General features: G+C 45.0%; 22 protein-coding genes and 1 pseudogene. 15 read left to right on the top strand and 8 right to left on the bottom strand.

Annotation, left to right across the window (positions count from 1 at the left end):
• The first annotated feature begins 235 nt into the window (after positions 1 to 235).
• From AB4274_RS02735 to AB4274_RS02715, 5 genes are all read left to right on the top strand, one after another.
• On the top strand, positions 236 to 934 hold the full coding sequence (locus AB4274_RS02735) for an ABC transporter ATP-binding protein (protein ID WP_102321294.1): 699 nt from the start codon (positions 236 to 238) through the stop codon (positions 932 to 934).
• 8 nt (positions 935 to 942) lie between these two features.
• On the top strand, positions 943 to 3,477 hold the full coding sequence (locus AB4274_RS02730) for an FtsX-like permease family protein (RefSeq protein ID WP_372110925.1): 2,535 nt from the start codon (positions 943 to 945) through the stop codon (positions 3,475 to 3,477).
• Positions 3,477 to 4,610, top strand: coding sequence for a lipocalin-like domain-containing protein (locus AB4274_RS02725; protein ID WP_372110884.1), 1,134 nt, complete (start codon positions 3,477 to 3,479; stop codon positions 4,608 to 4,610). The genes AB4274_RS02730 and AB4274_RS02725 overlap by 1 nt, the downstream gene beginning before the upstream one ends.
• Before the next feature lie 204 nt (positions 4,611 to 4,814).
• Entirely contained in the window at positions 4,815 to 5,024 is a 210-nt protein-coding gene (locus AB4274_RS02720) for a hypothetical protein (protein ID WP_048609786.1), read from the top strand.
• Positions 5,021 to 5,203: a hypothetical protein gene (locus AB4274_RS02715; protein ID WP_017060054.1), complete on the top strand. Its 183-nt coding sequence runs from the start codon at positions 5,021 to 5,023 to the stop codon at positions 5,201 to 5,203. Before AB4274_RS02720 ends, AB4274_RS02715 begins: the two co-directional genes overlap by 4 nt.
• Before the next feature lie 100 nt (positions 5,204 to 5,303).
• On the opposite strand, the gene AB4274_RS02710 is transcribed toward AB4274_RS02715, so the two are convergent.
• Positions 5,304 to 6,092, bottom strand: a complete 789-nt coding sequence (locus AB4274_RS02710; protein WP_029235520.1) for a helix-turn-helix domain-containing protein — start codon at positions 6,090 to 6,092, stop codon at positions 5,304 to 5,306.
• 98 nt (positions 6,093 to 6,190) lie between these two features.
• Between AB4274_RS02710 and AB4274_RS02705 the strand changes: the two genes are divergently transcribed.
• The 4 genes and pseudogenes from AB4274_RS02705 (at position 6,191) to AB4274_RS02690 (ending at position 8,816) form a co-directional block, all read left to right on the top strand.
• Positions 6,191 to 7,084 carry a DMT family transporter gene (locus tag AB4274_RS02705; RefSeq protein ID WP_372110881.1) on the top strand — a complete coding sequence of 298 codons (894 nt, stop codon included), beginning with the start codon at positions 6,191 to 6,193 and terminating at the stop codon, positions 7,082 to 7,084.
• Positions 7,085 to 7,132: 48 nt separating this feature from the next.
• Positions 7,133 to 7,387, top strand: a pseudogene (locus AB4274_RS02700) (peptide ABC transporter substrate-binding protein); the annotation flags it as partial.
• A 415-nt stretch (positions 7,388 to 7,802) separates the two neighbouring features.
• The gene (locus AB4274_RS02695) at positions 7,803 to 8,306 is read left to right on the top strand and encodes an acyl-CoA thioesterase (RefSeq protein WP_019822926.1); all 504 of its coding nucleotides are present in this window, start codon (positions 7,803 to 7,805) and stop codon (positions 8,304 to 8,306) included.
• Positions 8,307 to 8,543: 237 nt separating this feature from the next.
• Positions 8,544 to 8,816, top strand: coding sequence for a hypothetical protein (locus AB4274_RS02690; RefSeq protein ID WP_019822928.1), 273 nt, complete (start codon positions 8,544 to 8,546; stop codon positions 8,814 to 8,816).
• Between the two features lie 9 nt (positions 8,817 to 8,825).
• Here the strand turns inward: AB4274_RS02690 and AB4274_RS02685 are convergent, their stop codons facing one another.
• The 5 genes from AB4274_RS02685 to malE all read right to left on the bottom strand — a co-directional run bounded on the left by AB4274_RS02685 (position 8,826) and on the right by malE (position 15,467).
• Entirely contained in the window at positions 8,826 to 10,478 is a 1,653-nt protein-coding gene (locus AB4274_RS02685; protein WP_372110878.1) for an ABC transporter substrate-binding protein, read from the bottom strand.
• A gap of 79 nt (positions 10,479 to 10,557) precedes the next feature.
• Positions 10,558 to 11,169 (bottom strand): outer membrane beta-barrel protein, encoded by a 612-nt coding sequence (locus AB4274_RS02680; protein WP_372110876.1) that lies wholly within the window; start codon positions 11,167 to 11,169, stop codon positions 10,558 to 10,560.
• Between the two features lie 558 nt (positions 11,170 to 11,727).
• The gene (malG, locus tag AB4274_RS02675) at positions 11,728 to 12,618 is read right to left on the bottom strand and encodes a maltose ABC transporter permease MalG (protein WP_017060050.1); all 891 of its coding nucleotides are present in this window, start codon (positions 12,616 to 12,618) and stop codon (positions 11,728 to 11,730) included.
• Positions 12,619 to 12,629: 11 nt separating this feature from the next.
• Positions 12,630 to 14,201, bottom strand: a complete 1,572-nt coding sequence (malF, locus tag AB4274_RS02670) for a maltose ABC transporter permease MalF (RefSeq protein ID WP_017060049.1) — start codon at positions 14,199 to 14,201, stop codon at positions 12,630 to 12,632.
• Positions 14,202 to 14,282: 81 nt separating this feature from the next.
• Positions 14,283 to 15,467, bottom strand: a complete 1,185-nt coding sequence (gene malE, locus AB4274_RS02665) for a maltose/maltodextrin ABC transporter substrate-binding protein MalE (RefSeq protein ID WP_017067915.1) — start codon at positions 15,465 to 15,467, stop codon at positions 14,283 to 14,285.
• A gap of 664 nt (positions 15,468 to 16,131) precedes the next feature.
• On the opposite strand from malE, the gene malK reads away from it, so the two are divergent.
• Positions 16,132 to 17,244: a maltose/maltodextrin ABC transporter ATP-binding protein MalK gene (gene malK / locus AB4274_RS02660; protein WP_017060047.1), complete on the top strand. Its 1,113-nt coding sequence runs from the start codon at positions 16,132 to 16,134 to the stop codon at positions 17,242 to 17,244.
• Between the two features lie 258 nt (positions 17,245 to 17,502).
• On the opposite strand, the gene AB4274_RS02655 is transcribed toward malK, so the two are convergent.
• Together AB4274_RS02655 and AB4274_RS02650 are read right to left on the bottom strand one after the other, a co-directional pair.
• Positions 17,503 to 17,703 carry a hypothetical protein gene (locus AB4274_RS02655; protein ID WP_010431457.1) on the bottom strand — a complete coding sequence of 67 codons (201 nt, stop codon included), beginning with the start codon at positions 17,701 to 17,703 and terminating at the stop codon, positions 17,503 to 17,505.
• Between the two features lie 208 nt (positions 17,704 to 17,911).
• Positions 17,912 to 19,828, bottom strand: a complete 1,917-nt coding sequence (locus tag AB4274_RS02650; protein ID WP_065583801.1) for a methyl-accepting chemotaxis protein — start codon at positions 19,826 to 19,828, stop codon at positions 17,912 to 17,914.
• Positions 19,829 to 20,284: 456 nt separating this feature from the next.
• Between AB4274_RS02650 and AB4274_RS02645 the strand changes: the two genes are divergently transcribed.
• The 5 genes from AB4274_RS02645 to AB4274_RS02625 form a co-directional block, all read left to right on the top strand.
• Positions 20,285 to 21,241 carry an AAA family ATPase gene (locus AB4274_RS02645; RefSeq protein ID WP_372110872.1) on the top strand — a complete coding sequence of 319 codons (957 nt, stop codon included), beginning with the start codon at positions 20,285 to 20,287 and terminating at the stop codon, positions 21,239 to 21,241.
• A 10-nt stretch (positions 21,242 to 21,251) separates the two neighbouring features.
• Positions 21,252 to 22,178 carry a DUF58 domain-containing protein gene (locus AB4274_RS02640; protein WP_017060044.1) on the top strand — a complete coding sequence of 309 codons (927 nt, stop codon included), beginning with the start codon at positions 21,252 to 21,254 and terminating at the stop codon, positions 22,176 to 22,178.
• Entirely contained in the window at positions 22,175 to 22,660 is a 486-nt protein-coding gene (locus AB4274_RS02635) for a DUF4381 domain-containing protein (RefSeq protein WP_065583800.1), read from the top strand. The genes AB4274_RS02640 and AB4274_RS02635 overlap by 4 nt, the downstream gene beginning before the upstream one ends.
• Entirely contained in the window at positions 22,653 to 23,660 is a 1,008-nt protein-coding gene (locus AB4274_RS02630; protein ID WP_017060042.1) for a VWA domain-containing protein, read from the top strand. Before AB4274_RS02635 ends, AB4274_RS02630 begins: the two co-directional genes overlap by 8 nt.
• On the top strand, positions 23,653 to 25,002 hold a 1,350-nt coding region (locus tag AB4274_RS02625; RefSeq protein WP_372110869.1), incomplete at its 3' end, for a VWA domain-containing protein. The genes AB4274_RS02630 and AB4274_RS02625, both read left to right, overlap by 8 nt.

The following is a 25,002-nucleotide window of genomic DNA, read 5'->3' as shown; positions in this document are numbered from 1 at the left end:
TTATCTATAAACAGCCCCAAAAGCCTCCTAGGTGACTCTAAGCTCCCACTTACACCTGTATTCCATCTCACACTGATCTATTCCCCTCTTTTTGCAGTACAAGTTATTAATAATTCGATATAAATCGCTCTATTGTTTGAAATTGTTGTCTACAGTTTTATAGAGCTTGTCGCTTCAATAATTGCCACAAGTAACGACACCTTTTGATGGTAAGTTTTGGTTATAAGGAAAGGAAATGGAAAGCCCAATTGTCACACTTACACATGCCAGCAAAAGCTTTGTTGATGGCAACGATACCCATCACGTGCTGGAAAATGTCGACTTCGCTTTGGCGACAAGCGCAAGCGTGGCTTTAACAGGGGCGAGTGGCAGTGGAAAGAGTACTTTACTCAACCTAATCGCGGGCTTTGAACCTCTAACTGGTGGCGAGTTGTGGCTCGATAACGAGAACACATCAGATTGGAGAGATCCACAGTGGAGCCGATTCCGCCATCAAAAACTAGGCGTGATCTTTCAACAGTTCAACTTACTAACCCCACTCAACGTAAAACAAAACATCGCCTTCCCGCTCCATTTGAATCAACAAAAATGGAGCGACTGGTGCGATTATTTAGTTGATGCATTGGGTATCAACGAGTTACTCGAAAGACACGTATCCGCCCTCTCTGGCGGTCAGCAACAACGAGTCGCAATAGCGCGCGCGCTAGCCCATAAACCCAAACTATTGCTTGCCGACGAACCCACAGGCAACCTCGACCACAAAGCAGGGTTAGAGGTTATGAAGCTGCTGAGTGAAATCACCACTCAAGGCAACACTGCGGTGCTTTTGGTTACGCACAGCCCAGAATGCGCCAGCTTTATGCAGACAAAATTGGTGTTAGACGATGGTTGTTTAAGGAACGTAGATCTAACCCCAAGAGCAGCAACGTTGTGAGTCATTCAATGAAGCAAACTGGCTTTGCTCAGAACCAGCTCACCCATACCAAACTGACTCTGAATCTATTCGCGGCGCACTATCGTCAATCACCATTGCAAGCCGCAGCGATTCTGATCGGCATTGTGTTAGCGGTCACCTTGTTTGTCGCAGTGCAAGCCATCAACCTCAATGCCAAGCGCAGTTATGCAGAATCGACCGAGCAACTTAGCGCTCAAGCGCAGAACCTTATCATTCCACCAGCAGGGCAAAACTATTTGCCGGAATCGCTCTACTTCAGCTTAAGACAAAGTGGATTAAGCGCAGCGCTACCTGTTATTGAAGGGCGAGTAAGAGACGAGCAAGGTCGACGTTGGTCAGTTCAAGGCAGTGAGTTGATCGCCGCCCTCACTTCAAGATCTCGTCACGCTCGCATCGACGAACAAAGCAACACTCAAACCAAAGAACCAAACATTTCCCTGTTCGACAATGCCTTACCTTTGCCGCAACTCTTAGCGGGTGAACCCATTGTGATGATGAGCCAGTCGCAACACCAGAACTTGGGAGGAGTAGACACACTCACTTTGGATGAAGTGCTCACTCAAGTGGTAGTGCTACCAGATGAATGGCAGCTAGGTAGCCGAATGTTGATGGATATTGGGTTCGCTCAGCAACTGCTTAACAAACAAGGGCAACTGAGCTACATCGCTATTTTTGACACTAAGAGCGACACTAACAGCAATGCTCAGGATAAATGGCAAAGCCTTATTGGCGAGCAAGGGCAATGGATATCCAACAACCAAAGCACGGATCTCGGTTCAATTACCGATAGCTTTCACCTTAACCTCACCGCCATGAGTTTGTTGGCGTTTTTGGTTGGCCTGTTCATCGCTTACAACGGTGTGAAGTACAGTTTGCTGAAACGTAATCGGCTGTTGGTACAAATTCAACAAGCTGGGATTGCGCCAAGCATCGTATTTTCAGCTCTGTTAGTCGAGCTGACTGTTTTAGTCACACAGGGCGCGTCGCTTGGTTTCATTCTCGGCATTCAACTCAGCCATTGGCTACATCCCACCGTCGCAATAACGCTTGAGCAACTTTATGGTGCAACACTGCTTCCCGGCACATGGCAGTGGCAATGGTTAGTGCAGGCACTGCTACTCACGCTAGCCGCAACGCTTGTCGCGTGTTGGCAGCACTTTAAACAGCGAGTGCGACAACCCCTCTCTTCCCATGGTGGTTTCTATCAAGCGCCGGAAACGTCTAACGAAAATCAGCTGTTTGTTATCGGGTCAGTATTAACCATTGTCGCGTTAGCAGGGTTATGGCTGAGCGAACATCATCGCTTCACCATGGCATGGCTCGGTGTGTTAGTGGTGTCGATTCCTTTGTATTTGCCCAAAACACTCAGCGTGCTAGCGAACTGGAGCGAAAAACGTACCCAATCGGGGTTAATACAATATCTGTTCGCTGAGCTGCGTGAACTTATCTCCCCTCTCTCACTTGCCATGATGGCGTTGCTTCTCGCCGTCACCGCTAACATGGGAATGAATACCTTAGTCGGCAGCTTTGAATCCACGTTAAAGCAATGGCTTGAACAGCGCTTACATGCCGATATTTACGTTAGCCCTGCTCAAGGTGAAATCGCGAATGTGGAACGTGCGTTAGAGCAGTTTGAAAATGTTGAAACCGTTTATAAGCAATATTATGTCGACGATAACTTGCAGGGCTTACCTACTTTGCTCGGCACCAAAGACAAAGACACACTTGAGCAAACCATGGTATTTCAATCCCACCTTGATGATTTCTGGACGCGCTTTTACCAAGGTGAATTCGTGGCGATCAGCGAACCTACGGCAGTGAAGCTCGGCTTGTCCCTTGGAAGCCGACTAAAGCTCGACGCGATCCAAGACAAAACACTCATCGTCGGGGCGATTTTCCATGATTACGGCTCACCGAATGGCGAAGTGTTGCTTGCACCTAATTTATGGCTCGAAAGCGGGTTTACTGACTTACCCACCAGCTTGGGAATCAAAGTATCTGGCGACCCACAAGTGGTGTACGAACAGCTACGCCAACAACTCAATTTGCACCCTAGCCAGCTTTACGATCAAGCACAGATCAAATCGATCGCTTTAGATATCTTCTCACAAACCTTTGCTATCACTCGGGCGCTTAATGGCGTCACTTTAATGGTGGCGGTGATTGGGTTGTTCTGCGCCTGTTTCATGTTGCTCGATGCACGCAAAGCCGCCATTGCAAGGTTGTACGCGCTCGGTGTTAGTCAGAAAAAATTGATGGCGATGGTGGTCGGGCAAATCGTTGTTCTGGTCGCCTTCACTCTGGTTATCGCCTTACCACTCGGCGCTATGGTCGGTTATGTGTTGACGGACATCGTTACCCTGCGCGCCTTTGGTTGGAGTTTAAATTATGTGTGGAATTGGAGTGATGCACTCAGCATCGCAGCCATCACCATTTTAGTGGCTGTGATTGCGACCTTGATCCCACTGTGGCGTTTGGTCAGTAAACCCGTGGTATCCAGCTTGCAAAGTGAGGTGTTGTGATGAATCGATCAATGAGAGTTTTCGTTCTCACACTTGGCATCTTACTCCTTTTAGGGTGTGAGGAGTCCACTCAACCATCAGCTCAAAATATGGGTTCGATACTCGGTACTGGAAAACAAACCGACGATGAAACACAAAAAGAGACTGATCAATTCACACCGGTAGTTAAAGGTATCGACATCGCCTTCCCTGCCGACCATCAAGCACATCCAGATTTTCGTCATGAATGGTGGTATTTAACCGCAAACTTAATTGATGAAGAAGACAATGTGTTAGGTGTGCAATGGACACAGTTCCGCTTTGCGGCTGCACCACATGAAAGTGGCAATAGCACCAAGGAAACTACGTGGCAAAGTCAGCAGATTTACATGGCGCACAGCGCTGTCACCACTAAAAATAAACACTATGCCGATGAAAAATGGTCACGTGACCAAGCTGAACTCGCGGGTGTAAGCGATTCGCCGTTTCGTGTTTACCTCGATGATTGGCAATGGACGTCGACGACCGATGACCTGTTCCCAGCTACATTGGTCGCTAACTCGGGTCAATTTGGATATTCGCTTAAGTTAACCAACAACGCGCCATATCAAAAGCAAGGCGAACAAGGCTACAGCACTAAAAGTAGCGATGGCAAAGTGGCTTCCTATTACTACAGCCAACCATTCATCAATGTATCGGGCGAGGTAACTATTGATGGCGTCACCCATCAAGTTTCCGGCAAAGGTTGGATAGACAGAGAATGGAGCTCGCAGTTTTTACTCGACTCGCAACAAGGTTGGGATTGGTTTGCGCTAAGGCTGAGTGATGAAACCAGCTTGGTGGTATTTCAACTTCGAAACTCAGCTACAGGCAAAGCCAGCTATTCTCATGCGAGGTTGATGAATCAAGATGGCTCCGGCATCGCGATTAAGCAGCAAGACATCAGCTTAACCGCCATCAAGCAAACTAAAATCGACGGGCGTGACTACCCAACAGAGTGGCAAGTTTCGATTCCAAGCCAGCAAATAGAACTGACCGTCTCGGCACTCAATCCAAATGCCAAAATGCCGCTGTCGGTTCCTTATTGGGAAGGGCCAATTGAAATCAAAGGTTCTCATTCTGGGTCTGGCTATATGGAGTTGACTGGGTATTAGATTGTGTATTAATACAGGTGGAATCTAACAACAAATACATCGCGATAACCATCAACTAAAACACTTTCAACCAAAACCTCCACCACGGAGGTTTTTTGTTATTCCATATGTTCTATTTACCTTAACGCCTGTTGAAAAATATCTAATTTAACCAAACACTGGGCTCCCCTAAAATACCAATCAAATGGTTAGAGGAGATAGAACATGCTTAGCTCAGTGCACAATGACGAACTCAACAGATACATCGAGAAACTAGACTTAAACCTTACCAAGGATCAGGTTCGTGAACTTGGTTGGCAGCAAAGTAATGAAGAGGTAGGAAAAGAAAAAACAGTATTAGGCTCGTGGTTTTTCTTTTCTTTCTTTGGCTTATGTACGTCTGCATGTCTTGCGCTGCTAATGTATATCTCATGAAGATAAACAAAACAATGACCACGTATAACCAGCATGGAACCTTCAATTGGTTCGAGGTCGACGGAGAAACGTACATACTGTTCAAAGTGGGCAGCAACAGTGCTCTATTGAACCAACACTATGAGGATGTCACCGAACAACAGAGCGAAATATATGGGCTGTTAGGGGCGATTCCATAAGCTCATACTGCACGTATTCACTTATGGTCTATCTATTCACTTGTGGTCTATCTACGCACTAACTAGCGCAAACATCCGTTCTTTTGGCAACAAGACCGAGCTACAACAAACGGTTCTTATACTGCTCTGGCGTTTGGTTCGCGTAACGTTTGAACATGGTGATAAATGGGCTTGCTTGGTTATAACCCAATGTAAGAGCGACCTCTTTAACCGATTGGCCGTTTCTCAACAAGTCCATTGAGTATAGGTAGCGCACTCGCAGTCGCCACTCGGTAAAGCTCATTCCAAGCTCGGTCTGGCAGTGGCGAGAAAGGGTTCTTTCCGTGGTGTGGACACGTTCAGCCCAATCTTTCAGCGTCACTTCATCGGTTGGGTTCTCTTCAACAGAAGCCAATATAGGCGCTAGATACTTATTATCGGTTGAAGGCAAGAAGTGGTGTTCAACCTCACGCTGCGCAAGTTGGTCAAGCAGTACCTGAACGAGCCTTTGGTCTTGCTCGGTTTCCGCAACATTGATCCCACGATCGCGAAAATCATCGATAATAGAAGACACAATCGGCGTGATCTTTATAAGGCTGGTTTTATCTGGCAGGTGTTGCGTGAGTTCTGGGGCGATATTTAGTGAACAGTAGTCCAAAGGCTTACGGTTATAACTGCAATGCATCACCCCGGCCGGTACCCAAATCGCTAGATGTGGTGGCGCTAGAAATCGAGTGCTTTCCGCTTCCATCTCTAATATACCACCACTGATCAATTGAACCTGTCCCCATGAGTGGCTATGAACTCGGGTTTCAGTGTTCGAAAGAAACGCTTCAAAATTCATAAATACGTTGGATGGTGCCTTATCAATTAATAAGGATGGATGAAGGTTTCTGGAGTGTTTTTTCAAACTTGTCTTCCTATCGCGCTTAATGTCTTTATAAAGATACTTGTAAGTATAACGACCTGTCAAACTAGCCGCATCAACTCATTCGCCACGGAATTCACATGCATTACCTATTACCATTTTTTACAGTCTGTATCTGGGGCGCCAATGCAATCGTCAACAAGCTTGCTGCAAGCACCATAGAACCTAGCGCAATGAGTTTTTACCGCTGGTTTTTTGCGATGTTAATTCTCACGCCTTTCTGTATTCGCCCAGTGATGAAGCAGTGGGCTGTCATTAAGCCAAACTTATCTAAATTAGCGTTCCTCGGCTTTTTGGGCATGGTGTTGAACCAATCTCTAGGTTACTACGCAGGCTTAACCACAACCGCCTCTAACATGGCATTAATCACTTCTTTGGTTCCATTGGTCAGTGTATTTTTAAGCGTCCCTTTGCTGCACAAGTCGATTTCTAGTTTGAGTATTGTTGGCGGTGTGTTGTCACTATCAGGCTTAGCCCTGATGTTAGGCAAAGGCGATCCGTTATTCTTCATGCATCAAGAATTGGCTCAAGGCGATGGCTATATGCTAATTGCAGCCTTTGTTTATGCTTCTTACTGTGTACTACTGAAACGCTGGATAATGCCAATCAGTAGCTGGGTGGTGATATACATTCAGGGTCTGTTTGCTGTCGCGATGCTTACGCCACTTTGGCTTACCAGCGAACAACTTTTACCACCGCAACAAGCGCTCCCATTGATAGCTTACGCAGCGGTTGCCGCTTCGATTTTAGCGCCTTGGATGTGGGTGAAAGCGATTGACACCATTGGTGCTGACTCAAGCGCGATGTTCATGAACTTGCTTCCGGTTGTAGCGATCGTATTAGCCGCGACATGGCTTGGCGAAGAGATTAACCAGTTCCACATCATTGGTGGTGTGATGGTGATTTCAGGTGTCATCCTTGCTCAAATCAGAAGAAAACCAAGGCTTGAGGCTCCTCTCCCTCAACAAAGCTAAACGCATTACCCAACGCTCACATTAGGGTAAAAATTCAAACTCACGTTTCACACAGCAAATGAGAGTGGCTACTGTAATCCATACTATGATGAGCCCTTACAGCAAGCGAGTAAAACGGAAGATTAGTCTAAACGCTTTACTTTATATCAGCACGATGAGTCGTTACTCAACTATTCTTCAGCAGTTATACCTTTATATCATTACAATCACACACGATTAGTGCGAAATACACTAAAAGGCTTCCCAAACAATAATCCGAAAGGAAATATCTACGCGAAGGATCTATACTTTTTAAAACAGTAAAAGTGAGCTGATAAGAAAACAATAATCACTACCACTTTAGTGGTATCTGAGATACAGCCACTTTAACTAAACCAAATCAACAGCGGTTGGTTGGCTAACACAAAAAAGTACCGACATGAGTACCACACGGCTTAGAAACACCTAGCATTACGCTAGGTGTTTTTTTTGCAATCGACCTATCTAGTGACTTAATCAGTATTTCTATTCTCTTGCTTGATATAACTTCATCCATGTTTGCCATTCGCCTGATACGCCTGATACGCCTTTAAGCACCAATATTCATCAACTGATCATCTGTTTGAAAAAAATAGTCTTAACCATGAGATTATCCGCTTTAATTTCTATCATCTTAAGTATATTGTTACTAGCAAGTAACAAGTATGTTACGCAGCAAAATAATAATGAAGGAAGATAGATGAGCAGTAGCAATAGCCGACAAGATGGTAAACGAGACGTTACTCTGCGTTTTTTAGCTGAACCCGGGGATGTGAACTTTGGTGGTAAAGTTCATGGTGGTGCAGCAATGAAGTGGATCGATTTAGCAGCCTACGCTTGTTCCGCAGGTTGGAGCGGTAAATACTGTATAACAGCCTATGCAGGCGGAATTCGATTCGTTGCCCCAATTCATGTAGGCAACCTTGTGGAAGTAAGTGCAAAGGTCATTTACACAGGTTCATCTTCAATGCATATCGCTATCGACGTGCAAGCAAGCGACCCTAAAGAGCTCAATAACCGCCTAACAACTCACTGTATCGTTATTATGGTCGCTGTCGATGAGAATGGTAATCCGACTAAAGTGCCAGAGTGGATACCAGAGACGCCAGAAGACATCGAATTACGAGATTCGGCTATTCGCCTAATGAACATGCGAAAACAGATTGGTGAAGAGATGGAAGCTCACGTGAAGTACCTTAAGTAAGGTCCACCAGCTGCCCTCCCCCTACAAAACCTTATTACAATGCCAAGCGCCTGCTTGGCATTGATCTATTTGATACCTTCGTGCTCTACACAGCCAAATCCGCTGCACACCCAATACAGACGATAAGAGCGTGATACCCAGCCAAAGGTTGAAATGAATCGGCACTTGTTCACTGATTTATTTTGACTGTAATAAAGTCGTCATTTTGCTCTGATTAAATACCGCCAATCATAATAGATGCATTTGAATTTCTTGGAGCCACTCTTGAGCGTCATACGCCCCACTCTTAGCGAGTCTACACTGAACAATTTAAAGGCTGTTGAGTACCAATGGGTTAGAACTTTGTACGTCGAAGGCTACGACAGCAATGAAATCAACCACTATATCCAAACGTGTTTCGGTGGAGATCCGACATTTGCCGATCTATTTCGTCGCGTGGCACTCGATCAAGAAAGTATCTATGTGTTGTTGCAACACTTAGGTTGTGCTCCTTCTAGTAAAGAGTTCTAACCTAAATAATCACTGTTCGACCCAAAGTCGATAAAAGTCACTATATCCTGTGTTTCTTACTTGAACCCCTCTTACTTGTTGAGTCCTGGACATTTCCTCATAACCGGAAAATAACGGTAAGTAGGTATAACTTAAACGTAAAGCCCTTTCCATCTCCATCAATTCACTACTTGGTGAACCGTCACCTATAGCTCGTTTTATCTTAGCTTGATGCTCATCCATTTTAAAACGGTCGAAGCTAAATCGTAATCCCGTTGACACACTTAACCATTCGTACGTTCCGTAATCAACGGGTGTCTCTATTACATCTTCAATTAGGAGAATATCAGCTATTTCAGACACAAAATGAGGGTGACTAATATCACTGACGATAACAACTTCCAATTCAAGTCCTGTTGAACGGATAACATTATGTAACCATTCAGAGTTCCGAATTAAGTATGGAATAGTCCATTTGGGCTCGGCCAAGACAACCTTTCCTCTCAATCTTGGGGGGGGAGTTATCATTGGCTTAGCTTTACAGGCATCTAAAGCCAAGCTTTCGACCGCATTAATAGGATCATATAGCTGTTTTTGCTGATGGATATAATCAGCTAATTGACACCATGTATCTCGAGAGATATTCGAGTCAAACCTTTCTCGATAAGTTAAATAGAGTAAAGCACTTATACTTTGAATTTCTACTTGGTCTGACGGACAGTTAAAGCTAATCATGTTTTGCATATCTGCATCAGCATGCGACAAAGTAACTCGTTCTAACAAAGCTCGAGTAGAGAAATAGTCTTTATGCGCTCGAAGTTGAATACTGTCTTCACACCAGTGTTCAATCTTGAACGGCCCAGTTCCAATATAGTAACTATATTTATCGCCAAAGCTTTGCTGATCTCGACAAACTATCGATGCATTAGACATAGCTAACATGTAAGGAAAGAACTTGTTGGCATACTTGAGAGTAATAGCTAAACAATTGTGGGCGATTACATCTACACGTTCAGCGCATTGCCATAACTCTTTAATAGGGCCGTTCCCCTCAATTAAACGTCTAATACTCCAAACTACGTCTTGAACCTTTAATAGCTCACCGTCGTGTCGGTAAACGCCGGGGCGTAACCATAGAGTAATCGTTTTACCTTCCATCACCCAGTCGTGAGCTAAGGAAGGCATTAATTCACCATCTGGGGTTTGAATCAACAATACATCATATACACTTTTTGCTATATGTAATTCTGCATGACGAAACGTTTTGATTGGATCAATAGTGTTTACCCACGGATAGGAAGCTATCAATACAGCATTGCTTGATTCATTGGTTTGATTGAGTTGTTCAGTTGCTATAGTAAGAGCTCGGACGGCTGTCGAACCGTAGAGGTCGACGAGGCGGGATACTAATTTAAAACTGCCTTTAATTAGTTCGTTAATCAATAATTCGGTAATCGCTTGTTGCAACGATTTTTTAATCGTAAGTTGACTCGGATTACTCCTACCGACTGCGGGGATCCATTCTATCCAACCTTGTTCGGACAGCTTTCTCATAACAATTGACACATTACGTTTAGAAGTACACAACGCGACCTCTAATTCTCCTAAACCTATAGGATGACATAAATGAATCTCAAAATGTTTAAGCAACTGATCTAAGTGTCTAAGGTTTACATCATTCACAACAATTCCACTGCTATTTATCTCAGCTAAAACATAGCAAAGGGAGCTAAATATTCCTAGCCCCCTTAGATTCTCAATATTAGAAGTGGTAATTCATTCCAAGAGAAAAAACACTAATTTCAGCATCGACAGAAGCAGTAGCACCAAGCACTTTTGCGACTTCTAGATCCGGTTTCATATAATCCCACGTTGCTTCAATGCGAAGATTATCTGTCAGTGAGAAATCTGCGCCCAAGCCATACATACCCGTCATTGTTGTATCAGAGAATGTTGAATGGCCAGTTGCCCCAACGAAGGAATTACTGACCTTGAATTCAGCATTAAAATATGCGACTCCGGCTTTTGCAAAAAGATTAAAACGATCATTTATCGGTAAAATAACTTTAGGCTGAATCGCTGCAAATTTCATGTCTCCGACTGTCACTGAACCACTGTCCAAAGCATCATAACCTCCTATGGAACCTTCCAAAGCAATATAACGATTGAACTGATAACCGCCGTAGATTTTGCCCGCTAAACTGGAGTCGTCATCTAATTTTAATGATGTGTTGTCAGAACCGTATACAGAATCAACAGAAAAGTTAGCGCTATCGAAATTTGCTTGTCCAACAGATGCTCCAATATATGGATTTGCATATACCGCAGAAGTCAGCATAAGGAGAGTTGTTGTGATTACTGTTTTTCTTAACATTATATTTAACTGCCTATCTAAAAATATTATTTATCGTTTTCCATATCCTTTAGTCACCAATGCAGTCCCTTTCACTGGGTTTCGAAACAGAATAATATTAATGAATAGGAAACCATTAAAACACGTAATTGTTTGTCATCTTTTTGCTACATACCGACACAATTGAACATAAGCTTTCACATTAAGCTTGTTAGCCATAGAACCTCCGGACTTTGGAGAATAGTTTACGTAGATCACATATCAAAGTGTAATTTAAGTATGAGCACTCAATATTTACGCTATACGTCGCATGTAAATTGGGCTGAGGTGTTGTTGAAAGGCGGGAATATTATACTTAAGAAGAGAATCACCAAGCATAAAAAAACCCAAGTAAATACCTGGGTTAGAGTTACAAAAACCACTAATCATTAATAGCGTAAGGAACCTGATTAGTAGCCAGCTATGCGTAACCTGAGGGTTATTTTTATTACTGATCGGCGGCCAAACCAAATGATGTAATAAAAATGCCAATATAGAGCGACCTAACGGTCGCTCTTTTTCTTTCTTATAGAGTACAGCTTATCCTTTTACACCACCTGCCGTCAAACCGCCAACTAACCAACGTTGAGCAAGTAAGAACACGATAGTAATCGGAAGTGCTGATAGTACAGCCGCTGCCGCAAAGTCACCCCATAGGTAGTTCTGAGGGTATAGGTACTGCTGCATACCTACTGCTAGCGTGTAAGAGTTCACATCTGTAAGTAGGATAGACGCTACTGGCACCTCACCCACTGTCGCGATGAAAGATAGGATAAACACAACCGCTAGGATTGGCACAGACAGCGGTAGTAGAACCAGTCTGAATGCTTGCCAAGGCGTTGCACCATCAAGGGCTGCTGCCTCTTCCAGAGAGTTATCAATCGTCTCAAAGTAACCCTTAATCGTCCATACGTGCAGTGCAATACCACCTAGGTAAGAGAAGATTAGACCACCGTGTGTGTTCAAGCCTAAAAACGGAATGTATTGACCAAGTTTGTCAAACAGCGCGTAGATTGCTACTAGAGCCAATACTGCTGGGAACATTTGGAAAATCATCATCGCTTTCAGGATTGTGTTCTTACCTTTAAAGCGCATACGAGCAAACGCGTAAGCCGATGTCGTAGACAGTGTCACAATCAGAATCGATGTGATACCTGCAACCTTCACTGAGTTCCATAACCAAGTTAGCACAGGGAACGGAGGTGACGTTACCGAGCCATCTGCGTTCGTTACTGACATACCCAATGCTAACTTCCAGTGTTCCAATGATGGGTTATCTGGAATCAAACTACCGGTTGCGAAGTTACCTTCACGGAACGAGATCGCGATGATCATCAGTAGTGGGAAGATAATCATTGCCAAGAAGCACCACAACACTGCATGCGTTGCCCACACTCGGTATTTAAGGCCTTTACCTTGTACCATAGCCATTGTCGTGCTCCTTAATCTTGAGACAGTTTAGTGAAACGAAGGTTTAGTAACGCTAGTGCACCAACCAATAGGAAGATAAGCGTTGCGATAGCACTTGCTAGACCGAAGTCTTGACCGCCGCCGCCTTCGAATGCAATTCGGTACGTGTAGCTTACAAGCAAGTCTGTGTAACCCGCTGGCTCAGAAGTACCAATCATGTTCGGGCCACCGTTCGTCAATAGTTGAATCATTACGAAGTTGTTGAAGTTAAAGGCAAACGCTGCAATCAATAGCGGTGTAAGCGGTTTAATCATCAATGGGAACGTAATGCGCTTGAAGTTATCAAGGAAGTTCGCACCATCGATTGCTGACGCTTCGTATAAATCATCAGGAATCGCTTTAAGCAGACCCATACATAGAATCATCATGTAAGGGAAACCTAGCCATGTGTTAACCATCAACACCATGGTTTTCGCTAAGATAGGGTCTGAGAACCAGTTCGGGCTTAAGCCGAAGATATTCTCGAGCACCATGTTGATCTCACCAAAACTTTGGTTGAATAGACCCTTAAAGATAAGAATCGAGATAAACGCGGGTACGGCGTAAGGCAGAATCAGTAGAACACGATAAATAGAACGACCTTTCAACTCTTCCCATTGCACGATGTTAGCCAATACAAGGCCGATAACTAGCGTGAACGCTACGGTACATACCGAGAAGATAACCGTCCAAATAAAGATGCTGATAAACGGTTCTTTAATGCCGTCATCTTTCCATACACGCTCAAAGTTATGCGTACCAATGCTAACCACGAAACCTGGAGAGATGGTATTACCCGTAAACTCACCATTTGCATCAACAGGCTGGTAGAAACCCACATCCATATTTGGCTTGAGAACTTCACCCGTTTCATTGTTGATTAACGTTTCTTCATCGTCTTGTAGCGTGTAAAGCGGAGCAACAGAAGCAAACTTACGTAAGCCACTCATGCGGATGTCACCACCGTCAGGTAGATTGAAATCAACACCACTGATTGCTGCTCGGTTTTGAATGATCGCTTTGATCTTCTCTTTTTCACCTTGCGCAGACTCAATAACAGATAGGTCCATCTCTGTTTCTGTCATATTGTCTAGAGAAAATACGTCAGTCGCTAACAGTTGATCGCCATCTTTTACAACGATCTGGTGACCGTCATCTGTCTTGTACAAAGTAAATGGGTAGCTCTCACCGCTTTGGAAAGAACGGTCTAAAAGAACGGTTTGAGTACGCTCTAGAGAAAGTTGGTTTTTCGCGCTGTAGTTAGTAAACGCAAGCCCTACGGTGTATGCCAATGGGAAAAGAATGAACAAGATCATTCCGGCAATACCTGGGTAAATATAACGGTGGGCGTAAGTTTTTTTACTACCAAAAATGTAAAGTGCCAAAGCCGTTAAGATCACTGTAAGCAGCGCAAAAGCGAGCTCACCGCGAGAATACATTAGAATTGTAGCGTAGCCGTTTATTAAGCCAACGCTACCAAGCAACCCCCATTTAATGAAGACGCTTTTACTGCCTGGAAGGCTTGATGGTGCTGGGATAGCATCTGTACCTTGAACTGACTGCATAGAGGAACCTGCTAGCGATATAGATAAAAAATAGAAAAGTAAGGAGAGGTTACCCTCTCCTTAAAAGGTAGTGCCTGGGTGTTACTTAACCATACGACCTTCAGCAGCTTTTAGTGCTTGGTCTACTGATTGACGGCCGTCAACTACGTTGCCGATCGCTTCTTCCATGCTGTACCAGAATGTTGTGAACTGAGGGATGTTAGGCATGATTTCACCGTTCATCGCGTTGTCCATTGTTGCTGCAATACGAGTATCGCTGTCTAGTTGACGTTGGAAAGAGTTAAGAGCAACAGCGCCTAGTGGCTTGTCGTCGTTCAGGCTCTTCATACCTTCATCTGTTAGTAGGTAGTTTTCCATGAACTCAACAGCTAGATCGCGGTTTGGAGACGCAGTGCTGATACCACCCGCCCATACACCAACGAAAGGTTTAGACGCTTTACCGTTGAACTTAGGTAGTGTTGTTACGCCGTAGTCTACGCCAGCTTTCTTGATGTTTTCCCAACCCCAAGGGCCGTTGATTGTCATTGCAACGTTACCTGCAACGAATTCAGACTCAGCTACTGAGTAATCCATGTCTGCAGAGATAACTTTGTCTTGTACCATCTTCTCGATGAAACCTAGAGACTTCTGAACACCTTCAGTCGCTACGCCCGCATCTTTAATGTCGTAACCTTCTGCAGTCTGTTTGAATGCGTAGCCGCCGTCAGCTGCAAGTAGAGGCCATGTGAAGTAAGCGCCGCCACGTAAAGGCCACATGATCGCTTTCTTGCCGTCTTTCTGAAGTTCAGCGTTAAGTGCTGGGATTTCTTCCCAAGACTTAGGTGGGTTAGGAACAAGTGCTTTGTTGTAAATTAGGGAAACTGACTCAACAGCAACAGGGTATGCGATTGTTTTACCCTCGTATGAAACAGCGTCCCATGCGAAGTCTACGATACCTTCTTTAGTCTCTTTAGAAGGTTTGATATCAACAAGAAGTCCCGCTTCTGCATAGCCGCCAAAACGGTCATGTGCGTAGAAGATCATGTCTGGGCCATCGCCAGCTGCTGCTACTTGAGGGAATTTTTCTTCTAGCTTGTCAGGGAAAGCGACGGTTACTTTAACACCAGTATCTTCTTCGAAGCGTTTACCTACTTCAGCCATGCCTTCATAAGCTTTGTCACCACCTACCCAGATTGTTAGTTGTCCTTCTTCGATAGCAGCATTTGCACCAAAAGAACCCAGAGCAACTATTGTACCTAGAGCTACAGCGCTTAGAGCGTTTTTCATGTGAATATCCTTTTTATATTTATACGTAGGGCACATCTACCAAGATGAGCCAGTTTTCGGAGGATATGATCTGAGAAAACAGCCCCTAGCTCATCATCCTAGCCACTACGCCCTAGCTATTATGGCTTAAATTCGTGATCGCCATCCGGTCAGATTAGAGACTGCAATCACAAAACGTATACTCATCGTGATCAACATCACCGTTACGTGGTGGATTTATTTGAACTGGATCGCCAATTATTAATAACCCCGTATATCTACTCCTCCCCTCCTACTCCCCCTAGTTAATTTCCCATTGGGAGGATGTACCCTTACGCCATTTCACCGAAACTGCATTCATCCAAGAGTGGATAGTAAGAACCCTTTACCGGCAAGTGTTATGCGTTGACGCATTATTCATTTAGTTGGCTTCACTGCCCGCTGGTGTCTTATATTAGCATCGAGCTAAATCTGTGATTGAATCACGGGGGAGGTTTAGCTGGATGTGGGGGAAATGGGCATCAGTTTGGCTATGACGGGTGGGCTTGGTTAAAGAAGCCAAGTCTCACCCACTTTTTTCTTACTCATTCAATACTTACCAATTCCTACAGTTACTGCTGACCCAAAAATTTCTTATAATGATAAGCAGTAAAACTTAAAATTTGATCGATCGAGGACAAGCTAGATGGCGAGTGTCACGTTAAAAAACGTTTATAAATCATATGGTGATGTACAGATTTCTAAGGACGTAACCTTAGACATCAACGAAGGTGAATTCGTAGTATTCGTTGGACCATCAGGTTGTGGTAAATCGACGCTATTACGTTGTATCGCAGGTCTAGAAGACATTACGTCTGGTGATTTGTACATTGGCGACCAACGCATGAATGACGTTGAACCGTCAAAGCGTGGCGTAGGTATGGTATTCCAGTCTTATGCGCTTTACCCTCACCTTAACCTATACGACAACATGTCTTTCGGTCTTAAGCTAGCAAACGCAAATAAAGCTGAGATCGACAAACGCGTTGAACATGCTGCAGAAATCCTTCAGCTTGGTCACCTTCTTGAGCGCCAACCTAAAGCGCTTTCTGGTGGTCAACGTCAACGTGTTGCGATTGGTCGTACTCTGGTTTCTCAACCAAACGTATTCCTACTTGATGAGCCTTTATCAAACCTAGATGCCGCGCTACGTGTTCAAATGCGTTCGCAAATCACCAAGCTACAGCGTCAACTGGGTTGTACCATGATCTACGTTACCCACGACCAAGTGGAAGCGATGACAATGGCGGATAAGATCGTTGTTCTGGATGGTGGTTATGTATCTCAAGTCGGTAAGCCGCTTGACCTTTACCACTACCCTCAAAACCGTTTCGTTGCTGGCTTTATTGGCTCACCGAAGATGAACTTCATGTCGGTACACATTGAACAAGCTGAAGCAGAACGCGTATTGGTACAACTTTCTAATGGCATGACTTTCTGGATCCCTGTTGATGGTACGACTGTCAATGCTGGCGATCGTATGTCTCTGGGTATTCGCCCTGAACACTTGATGTCTGCTGAATCAGGTGACGCGACGATTGAAGCTGACGTGATGATGGTAGAGAAACTAGGTAACGAAACTCAGGTTTACCTAAACCTTGAAAGTGCCGATGCTGATGTTATCTATCGCCAGCCAGACACGTTGAAAATCGAATCAGGTGACAAGTTGGCGATTGGTATTCCAGCGCACCGTTGTCACCTGTTCCACAGCGATGGCCGCGCATGTCGTCGTTTGTACAAAGAATACGGCACAGACTAATCGCTTAGCCTTTTAGGATATAACTTGCCCATATCGAATCCCTCTTACTCAGTAAGGGGGATTTTTTTATGTGCTGGATATTTTTATGTGTTGGATACGAGTTTCACTTACATTGAATAGTTCATGAGTCAGCCACTCGGTCTTTCGCTAGCGGCAATAAAAAAGGTCTAGCAAGCGCTAGACCTTTATCTGTTAGTTAGGCTATGAACCCAACCGCTAATATCACTTCTTTCAGACATGAAACCTGTCTAAATCAACTTAGTGAATTGGCGTATCATTCTGTTTGTTGAACTGGCCAAAATGCTTCTCTAACACTTCAGGAGTCAGTTTGCCTTCCGCTTCTAGTCGCTTGAACTCAGCAACAATTGCTTTTTGCTCTTCAAGTGATGGCAGTTTCACCTCAGGCTCATCGCCCATCTCTTGAGTCATCTGCTCTAGTTCTTTTTCAAAATCGCTCATGATACTTACCTAAATATTAAACCTAACCAGATTTTACTCATTTACGCCCTATGATGCTAGGGCGATTGAGTGCAAAGCCCGAAACCAGATCAAGCGAACGTCAGTTAGAAGAAAACAAGCCCGTAAATAAAAAGAGCTGAATTCACGATGAAATGAATCCAGCTCTTCGTCTATATCCCTTTCTAAGCCATGTTACAGCTTGAAAGAATTAAAGCTTAAATAAACCAACCATCTTATCTAGACGAGACGATAGATCACGAAGCTCTTGGCTCGCTTCAGCAAGTTGCTCAGCCGTGCTCGTTGTCACTTCGTTGATTGCGTTAATCTCTTCAATGTTCTGGTTGATGGTGTGAACTACGGTTGATTGCTCTTCCGTTGCCGTTGCCACTTGAGTGTTACGGTCTGTGATATCAACGATACGGTCTGAAATGCCACTCAGCACGTCTACCGCTTCATCCGAAGCCGATACACCTTCAAGGGTAATCACCTTACCCGCACTCATTGCCGTTACCGCATCTTTAGCATCGCTTTGCAGTTGGTTGATCATCTTCTGAATCTCTTCCGTTGAATCTGCAGTACGGCTTGCTAGGTTACGTACTTCATCTGCTACGACAGCAAAACCGCGACCTTGTTCACCGGCACGTGCGGCTTCAATCGCAGCGTTCAGTGCAAGTAAGTTAGTTTGCTCTGAAATATCACGGATAACACCCAGAATAGAGCCGATGTCTTGAGTTGTAGAAGCCAGTTGCTCTACTACCTGACCTGTGCTTTCAATATCTTGCGCCAAACGACTGATCGCGTCTTTTGCTTTGTTCACCACAGAGCGGCCTACTTCCGTATTGCCTGAAGCTTGAGTTGCCGTTTCTGCTGCGGTTGCCGCGTTCGATGCAATCTCGCTGATGGTCATACCCATTTGGTTAATTGCAGCCACCACTTGAAGCGTTTGGTCGCGCTGTTCTTGGCTGTTGTCGTGGGTGATGTGGGCTTTGCTAGAAACACTCTCTGCCGCCACTTGAAGCGCTTGGCTTGTCGAACACACCTCTTTCATCGACTCGTGAATCTTTTCAATGAATCCGTTGAAGCCTTTTGAAAGCTGTGCAATTTCATCGTTGCCTTTCACTTCGATACGCTGTGCAAGGTCACCGTCGCCTTCACCTAAGTCGCCGAAACGCTTAGCCAAAAGCTTGATCGGTTGAGTAATGCTGTTCGCCAGAACTACGCCCATTAGGATAAAGACTAACGCCACAACCGCAGTCATGATCAGCATCTTCTGCGCAGTCGCATCAAGCTCAGCAAACACTTCACCGGTTGGTACCACACCAATAACGAACCAGTCCATTGAAGACACATACAAGCTCGCCACGAACAGCTCTTGGCCTTGGCTTTCTGTAGTAATCAGGTTGAAGCCCGACTTGTTCAGTAGTTGGCTTGCTTGAGGACCGTAAAGTTGTTGAAGTGAAGAGTCACTGCGAGAACGCTCGCGATGAATTTGAACATCACCTTGGCTATCGGTTAAGAAGACAAAACCGGTATTTTCAATCTTGAAACCGTTCAGCAGGTTAACCATGTCATCCATCGACTTTGATAGACCAGACATAGCCAAACCAGAAGGCTGTTGGTAGTTAGCAAACATCTTCACTTCGCCATTGGCTTCTTGGAACATGCTCACCATGGTCGGCTGTCCAGATTGCGTAAAGCCAAAGAACCAACCATCTTGCTGTTGGTTTAACTGACGTAGGAAGCCATTTTGGTTCCAGTAGTAAGCAGTTTGACGGTTCGCCACTGAGGCATCGTTCAACTGATACTGGTTACGAACATTGTTCAGCTGTTTCACCAGTTTATTTTCTAGTGCGGGATCGCGATCGGTCGATTCGATAGCATCAGAAATAAATTCATTTGAAGCAATTTGCTCCGCCGCTAGTAATAGCTGAGAGACTTCTCGGTCAATTTCACCATTGATTCGCTCTAGCATTCCTGGAAGTTCAATATCGATCAATCGATGACTTAATACATCTCTTGCTTGTTGTTGTGCCATTGCGCCGACAATCACTGTCGATGCAAGAACCGCAAAGGTAATTCCAAGTACAACTTTTTGCTTGATACTCAGAGAGTTAGTTTTAAACATATTTGGACCTTTAAAAAGAATCGCTCGTTATTGGTATACCCTGAACAGGACTTTTTTAGTGCACTCCAACAAGCAATGCACAATCTGAGTGATGTATCGGCCACAACCAATAAAACTAGAGACTTTCTTCTCAAAAAACTGCAAATATGATGTAACAATTAGAAATATTCACCTTGAGCATGAATTAACTAAGCAAATACCGCATTGTCGAGAGTCAATTTTAGTTCTCACCCCCTGAGACCCAACCGAACTCAAACCACTCCCCACCGCCGAGCTTTTGTATATAAAAACCAATTGATATAGTAATAATCACAACCTAACGATGTTTTTAGCTAACCACTTGTAAATATTTCCAATTTTGAAAAAATAAATTACGCAAATGTACTGGAACTTTTTCCTCGAAATCAGTGACCAATACTCAAAATAAAAATCAAATGGATACCCAGAGAGTCCAAAATGCACAAAACAAATTTCGAAGTCCTTCAAAACTATCTAGAGTCTCAAATCATTGGTCAAAAAGAGCTCGTTAAGCAACTGATGATCGCCCTTTTAGCAGATGGTCATATCCTCGTTGAAGGACCTCCCGGCTTAGCAAAAACTCGCGCAGTAAAATCATTGGCTGACTGTGTTGAGGGTGACTTCCACCGTATTCAATTCACTCCCGATCTGTTGCCAGCTGATTTGACGGGTACCGACATTTTTCGCCCTGAGACTGGGGAGTTCACTTTCCAATCAGGCCCGATTTTCAACTCGCTGATTCTAGCGGATGAGATCAACCGTGCTCCAGCGAAAGTTCAAGCGGCAATGCTGGAAGCGATGGCAGAAAAACAAGTAACTGCCGGTCGAAAAACCTATGCGCTGCCTGAGCTATTTTTGGTAATGGCAACACAGAACCCAATTGAACAAGAAGGGACTTACCCGCTACCGGAAGCTCAGTTAGACCGATTCTTGCTTCACCTAGAGGTTGAATACCCAGATATGGAAAACGAGCTTGAGATCTTACGACTCAACCGTGGTGAGGCTCAAGGTAACGAATCAGCTCAGCCACAACAGATATCTCAGCAAACGATCTTTGAAGCGCGCCAAGAAGTGCTCAACATTCACATGGCAGACACCATTGAGCAGTACATCATCAGACTGGTTATGGCGACTCGCCAACCTAAGCAATACAGTGACCAACTTGATCAATGGTTAGACATGGGTGTCAGCCCGCGTGCAACCATTGCGTTAGACCGTTGTGCCCGCGCTCACGCTTGGCTTGCAGGACGAGATTACGTCACTCCACAAGACGTTCAAGCGATGGCATTCCCTGTGTTACGCCACCGTCTACTGCGCAGCTACCACGCACAAGCTGAAGGTGTCACCGCAAACCAAGTGATCGCACACCTTATTTCATTGGTTGGCAGCGCATAGGGATACGCGCATGAATAATCAACTACCCAACCATAGTGACGGTGTCACGTTAAACCTGGACGAACTTCTGCAATACAAAGCGCAGTCTGTTCGCTGGTTGCCTCCCGCCAAGAGCCTTTGGTCACAGCTTAACGGCCAACACGAGAGCAACCGTAAAGGTCGCGGGATGAATTTCTCTGAAGTTCGTCAATATCAAGCGGGAGATGACATTCGCAGCATTGATTGGCGTGTAACAGCCAGAACGGGCAAAGCGCATACCAAACTTTTCTCTGAAGAACGAGAACAGCCTGTCATTTTATTCTTGGATCTATCAAGCAGTATGATTTTCGGCTCAACCTTGTTGCTGAAATCGGTTCAACTTGCACACTTTGCTAGCCAACTGTGCTGGCTTACTGTGGCTCAAAAAGATCGAATTGGCGCGGTGATCGATACTGGCAAAGAGGTCATTGAGATTAAGCCAAGTGCAAGCAACCATGCTCCACTGCGTATTTTGCAAAAAGTCATAGAAATCAATAATACGGCACTGACTAATCACGACAATCATAATGACACGACCTTAGAGCATGGACTGAAATCTCTGCACCAGCTTTGCCCTAAAGGAAGCGATATTATTATGCTCAGTGACTTTGTGCGTTACCAAGAAAGTGACTACTCACTTATCAGTCAAATTCGCCGACACAACAGAGTACGTCTTGTGCATTTCTACGACCCGCTAGAGCAAGGTGAAACCACCTATAAAGGCTCTAAACAGGTCACCGATGGCAGCAAAACTCAATGGTTTAATTTCTCTTCTAATAAAGAAAAGCAAAAGCTTAACCATGCTTTTTCGCTTAAGAAACAGCAGCTGCAACAGATGGGGTTATCTCTCGCGATACCTTATAGCTCGCTGTCGAGTGCGCAGTCACTCATGAGCCAGATATCAGGAGCTCAGTCATGAAACAGCCCTTAGATTTAAGTCCGGTGATTGCGCCAGACGCCCCGACTTGGTGGCCTTTGGCGTGGGGTTGGTGGGCAGTCATTATCACAGCCATTTTCCTGATTGCCTTGGTGTTTTTCATTCTAAAACGTAGAAAAAACAATCAACAGGCGAAACAAGAAGCGCTGTCTTACTTTAGTAATAGTCAGTCCCAAGATGGCTTGTCTCCGAGCAAAGCTCAAGACATCGTTCGTCAAGCAGCACTGAGCTATTTCCCTCGTGAAAAAATTGCAGGTTTGTCTGGTGATGATTGGTTGAAGTTCTTAGATGCGCAATTGGCGAAGCCGTTATTTGTAGCAAAACAATCCCAGTGGCAACAAGCGCTCTATCAAGATGTAGCCCTTATGAACGACGAACAGAAAAAGGCTCAACAACAATTAGTTAATGATTGCGAAACTTGGCTTCGTAAAGCCCTTCCTCCTAAGCGAGGTCTTTATGAGTGATTTTCTAAGCCCTATGTTTCTAAGCGGGGACTTGCTAAACATCGAGTTCGTTTGGTGGTGGATGTTCTTCATCGCGCCACTGCCGTTGCTCGTTTACTTGTTCTCACCAAAGTCAGAATCAAGCCATGTCCTAAGACTTCCATTTCTGCCAGAAGACAGTAATACCAAAACACCGAGCAGTCGCTTACCAAAGGCGTTGTCCGTGATTATCTGGCTTCTGCTGGTTACGGCGAGCGCGCGCCCTGTATGGTATGGCGAACCGGTAGAGTTTCAACCGAAACATCGTGATTTGATGTTGGTTGTCGACCTCTCCTATTCGATGAGCCAAGAAGACATGCAGTTCAATGGCGAATACATCGACCGCTTGTCGGCGGTGAAACGCGTATTGAGTGACTTTATTGAGCGACGAAAAGGCGACCGAGTTGGACTGGTGTTATTTGCTGATCACGCCTACTTGCAGACCCCGCTTACGCTAGATAGAGATACGCTTTCACAACAGCTCAATCAAGCGGTGTTAAAGCTGATTGGTACTCAAACAGCGATTGGTGATGGTATTGGTCTTGCCACCAAAACCTTTGTCGATAGCGATGCGCCCCAACGTGTAATGATTCTACTCAGCGACGGCAGTAATACCGCCGGGGTATTAGACCCATTAGAAGCGGCGGATATTGCAAAGAAATACGACGCAACGATTTACACCGTGGGTGTCGGTGCAGGCGAGATGATGGTCAAAGAGTTCTTCATGACGCGCAAAGTCAATACTGCTCAAGACTTGGATGAACGTACACTAATAGAAATTGCCAAACGCACCGGCGGTCAGTACTTCCGAGCGCGTGACAGCAAAGAGTTAGCGACGATTTACGACACCATTAACCAGTTAGAGCCCGTGACGAACGCCACTAAGATCTGGCGACCGCAACAAGAGTGGTTTGTATGGCCACTGTCGGCGGCAATGTTCTTCGCATTTATGCTGTTAGCCATTAGGAGAAACAATGTCTAACTTTACTTTTATCTACCCATATTGGTTCTTGGCGCTTGCCGTGCTGCCCGCTATTTGGTGGCTGAGCAAGACACAGTCCAAACAAGGATTACTCGCGTCACACATCGCCCGTTACTTGGCGCCAGAATCAAGCAAGCCATCGAAAAATCGCAGTACTTACTTCGGTATTTGGTGGCTGGTCGGCGTTATTGCGTTAGCTGGGCCAAGCTTCGAGAAAAACGAACAACCAAGCTTTGAAAAAACGCAGGCACGAGTTGTGATCATGGACATGTCGATGTCAATGTATGCCACCGATATTAAGCCGAATCGCTTAACTCAAGCGCGATACAAGGCTCTTGATCTGCTTTCATTATGGAAGGAAGGGCTAACAGGCATGGTGGCGTATGCTGGGGATGCTTACACCATTAGCCCGCTAACGTCAGACATCAACACCATCAAAAACCTAGTGCCTAACCTATCGCCAGATATCATGCCTTATCAAGGTGGTGATGCCGCATCAGCCGTTAAGCTTGCGATTGATATGATGACTCGCGCGAAGATCTACCAAGGTGATTTGGTATTGATTGCTGATGACATCGATGACCAAGAGAAGAAGCAGATCGACTCCCTACTCTCTGGCAACGATTGGACATTGTCGATTCTAGCTGTAGGGAGTGAAAACGGTGCGCCAATCTCGTTACCTACGGGGTCGATGCTGCAAAGCGACTCAGGACAAACCGTGGTGGCAAGAACCAACTTGAAGAACATGCGCGAGCTTACACGCAGCTATGGTGGCACGTTCACTGAAGTTCAATTTGATAACTCAGATGTTGAACACATCGCGAGCTACCTCGACCGCGTTGCAACAACATCGGAAGTAACCAAGACCAAGAACTCACTCAACACCAGAGTGAACAACGGTTTCTGGTTACTGCCTTTGCTATTACTTCCGGCACTTGGATTATTCAGGAAAGGGGTTATTTGGTGTGCCTTAGCTGGAGTTATCTCTTTTAGCCAACCAAATACTGCGTTTGCGAACCCGTGGAAAACCGATGATCAAGTAGGCTATCAGCTGTATCAGGACGAGGACTTCCAACAAGCTGCTGAACAGTTCACCCAACAAGAGTGGAAAGGCATTGCTCAATACAAAGCCGGTGATTTCGAAGCCGCAGAGCAGACGCTGCAAGACCTTTCTGGTGAAGATGCTCGCTACAACCTTGCTAACGCCCAAGCCCAACAAGGTAAGTACGACCAAGCGATCCAAGAGTATCAACGTATTCTTGAAAGCAACCCTGAACATGCTTATGCGAAGAAGAATCTAGAGATTGTCGAACAGGCTCAAAAGCAACAGCAACAGCAACAG

Source organism: Vibrio sp. 10N.261.55.A10 (assembly GCF_041470825.1).
Taxonomy (GTDB): Bacteria; Pseudomonadota; Gammaproteobacteria; order Enterobacterales; family Vibrionaceae; genus Vibrio; species Vibrio crassostreae_C.
Note: the sequence above shows the minus strand (reverse complement) of the source record. Positions and strands in the feature narration are given on the sequence as shown.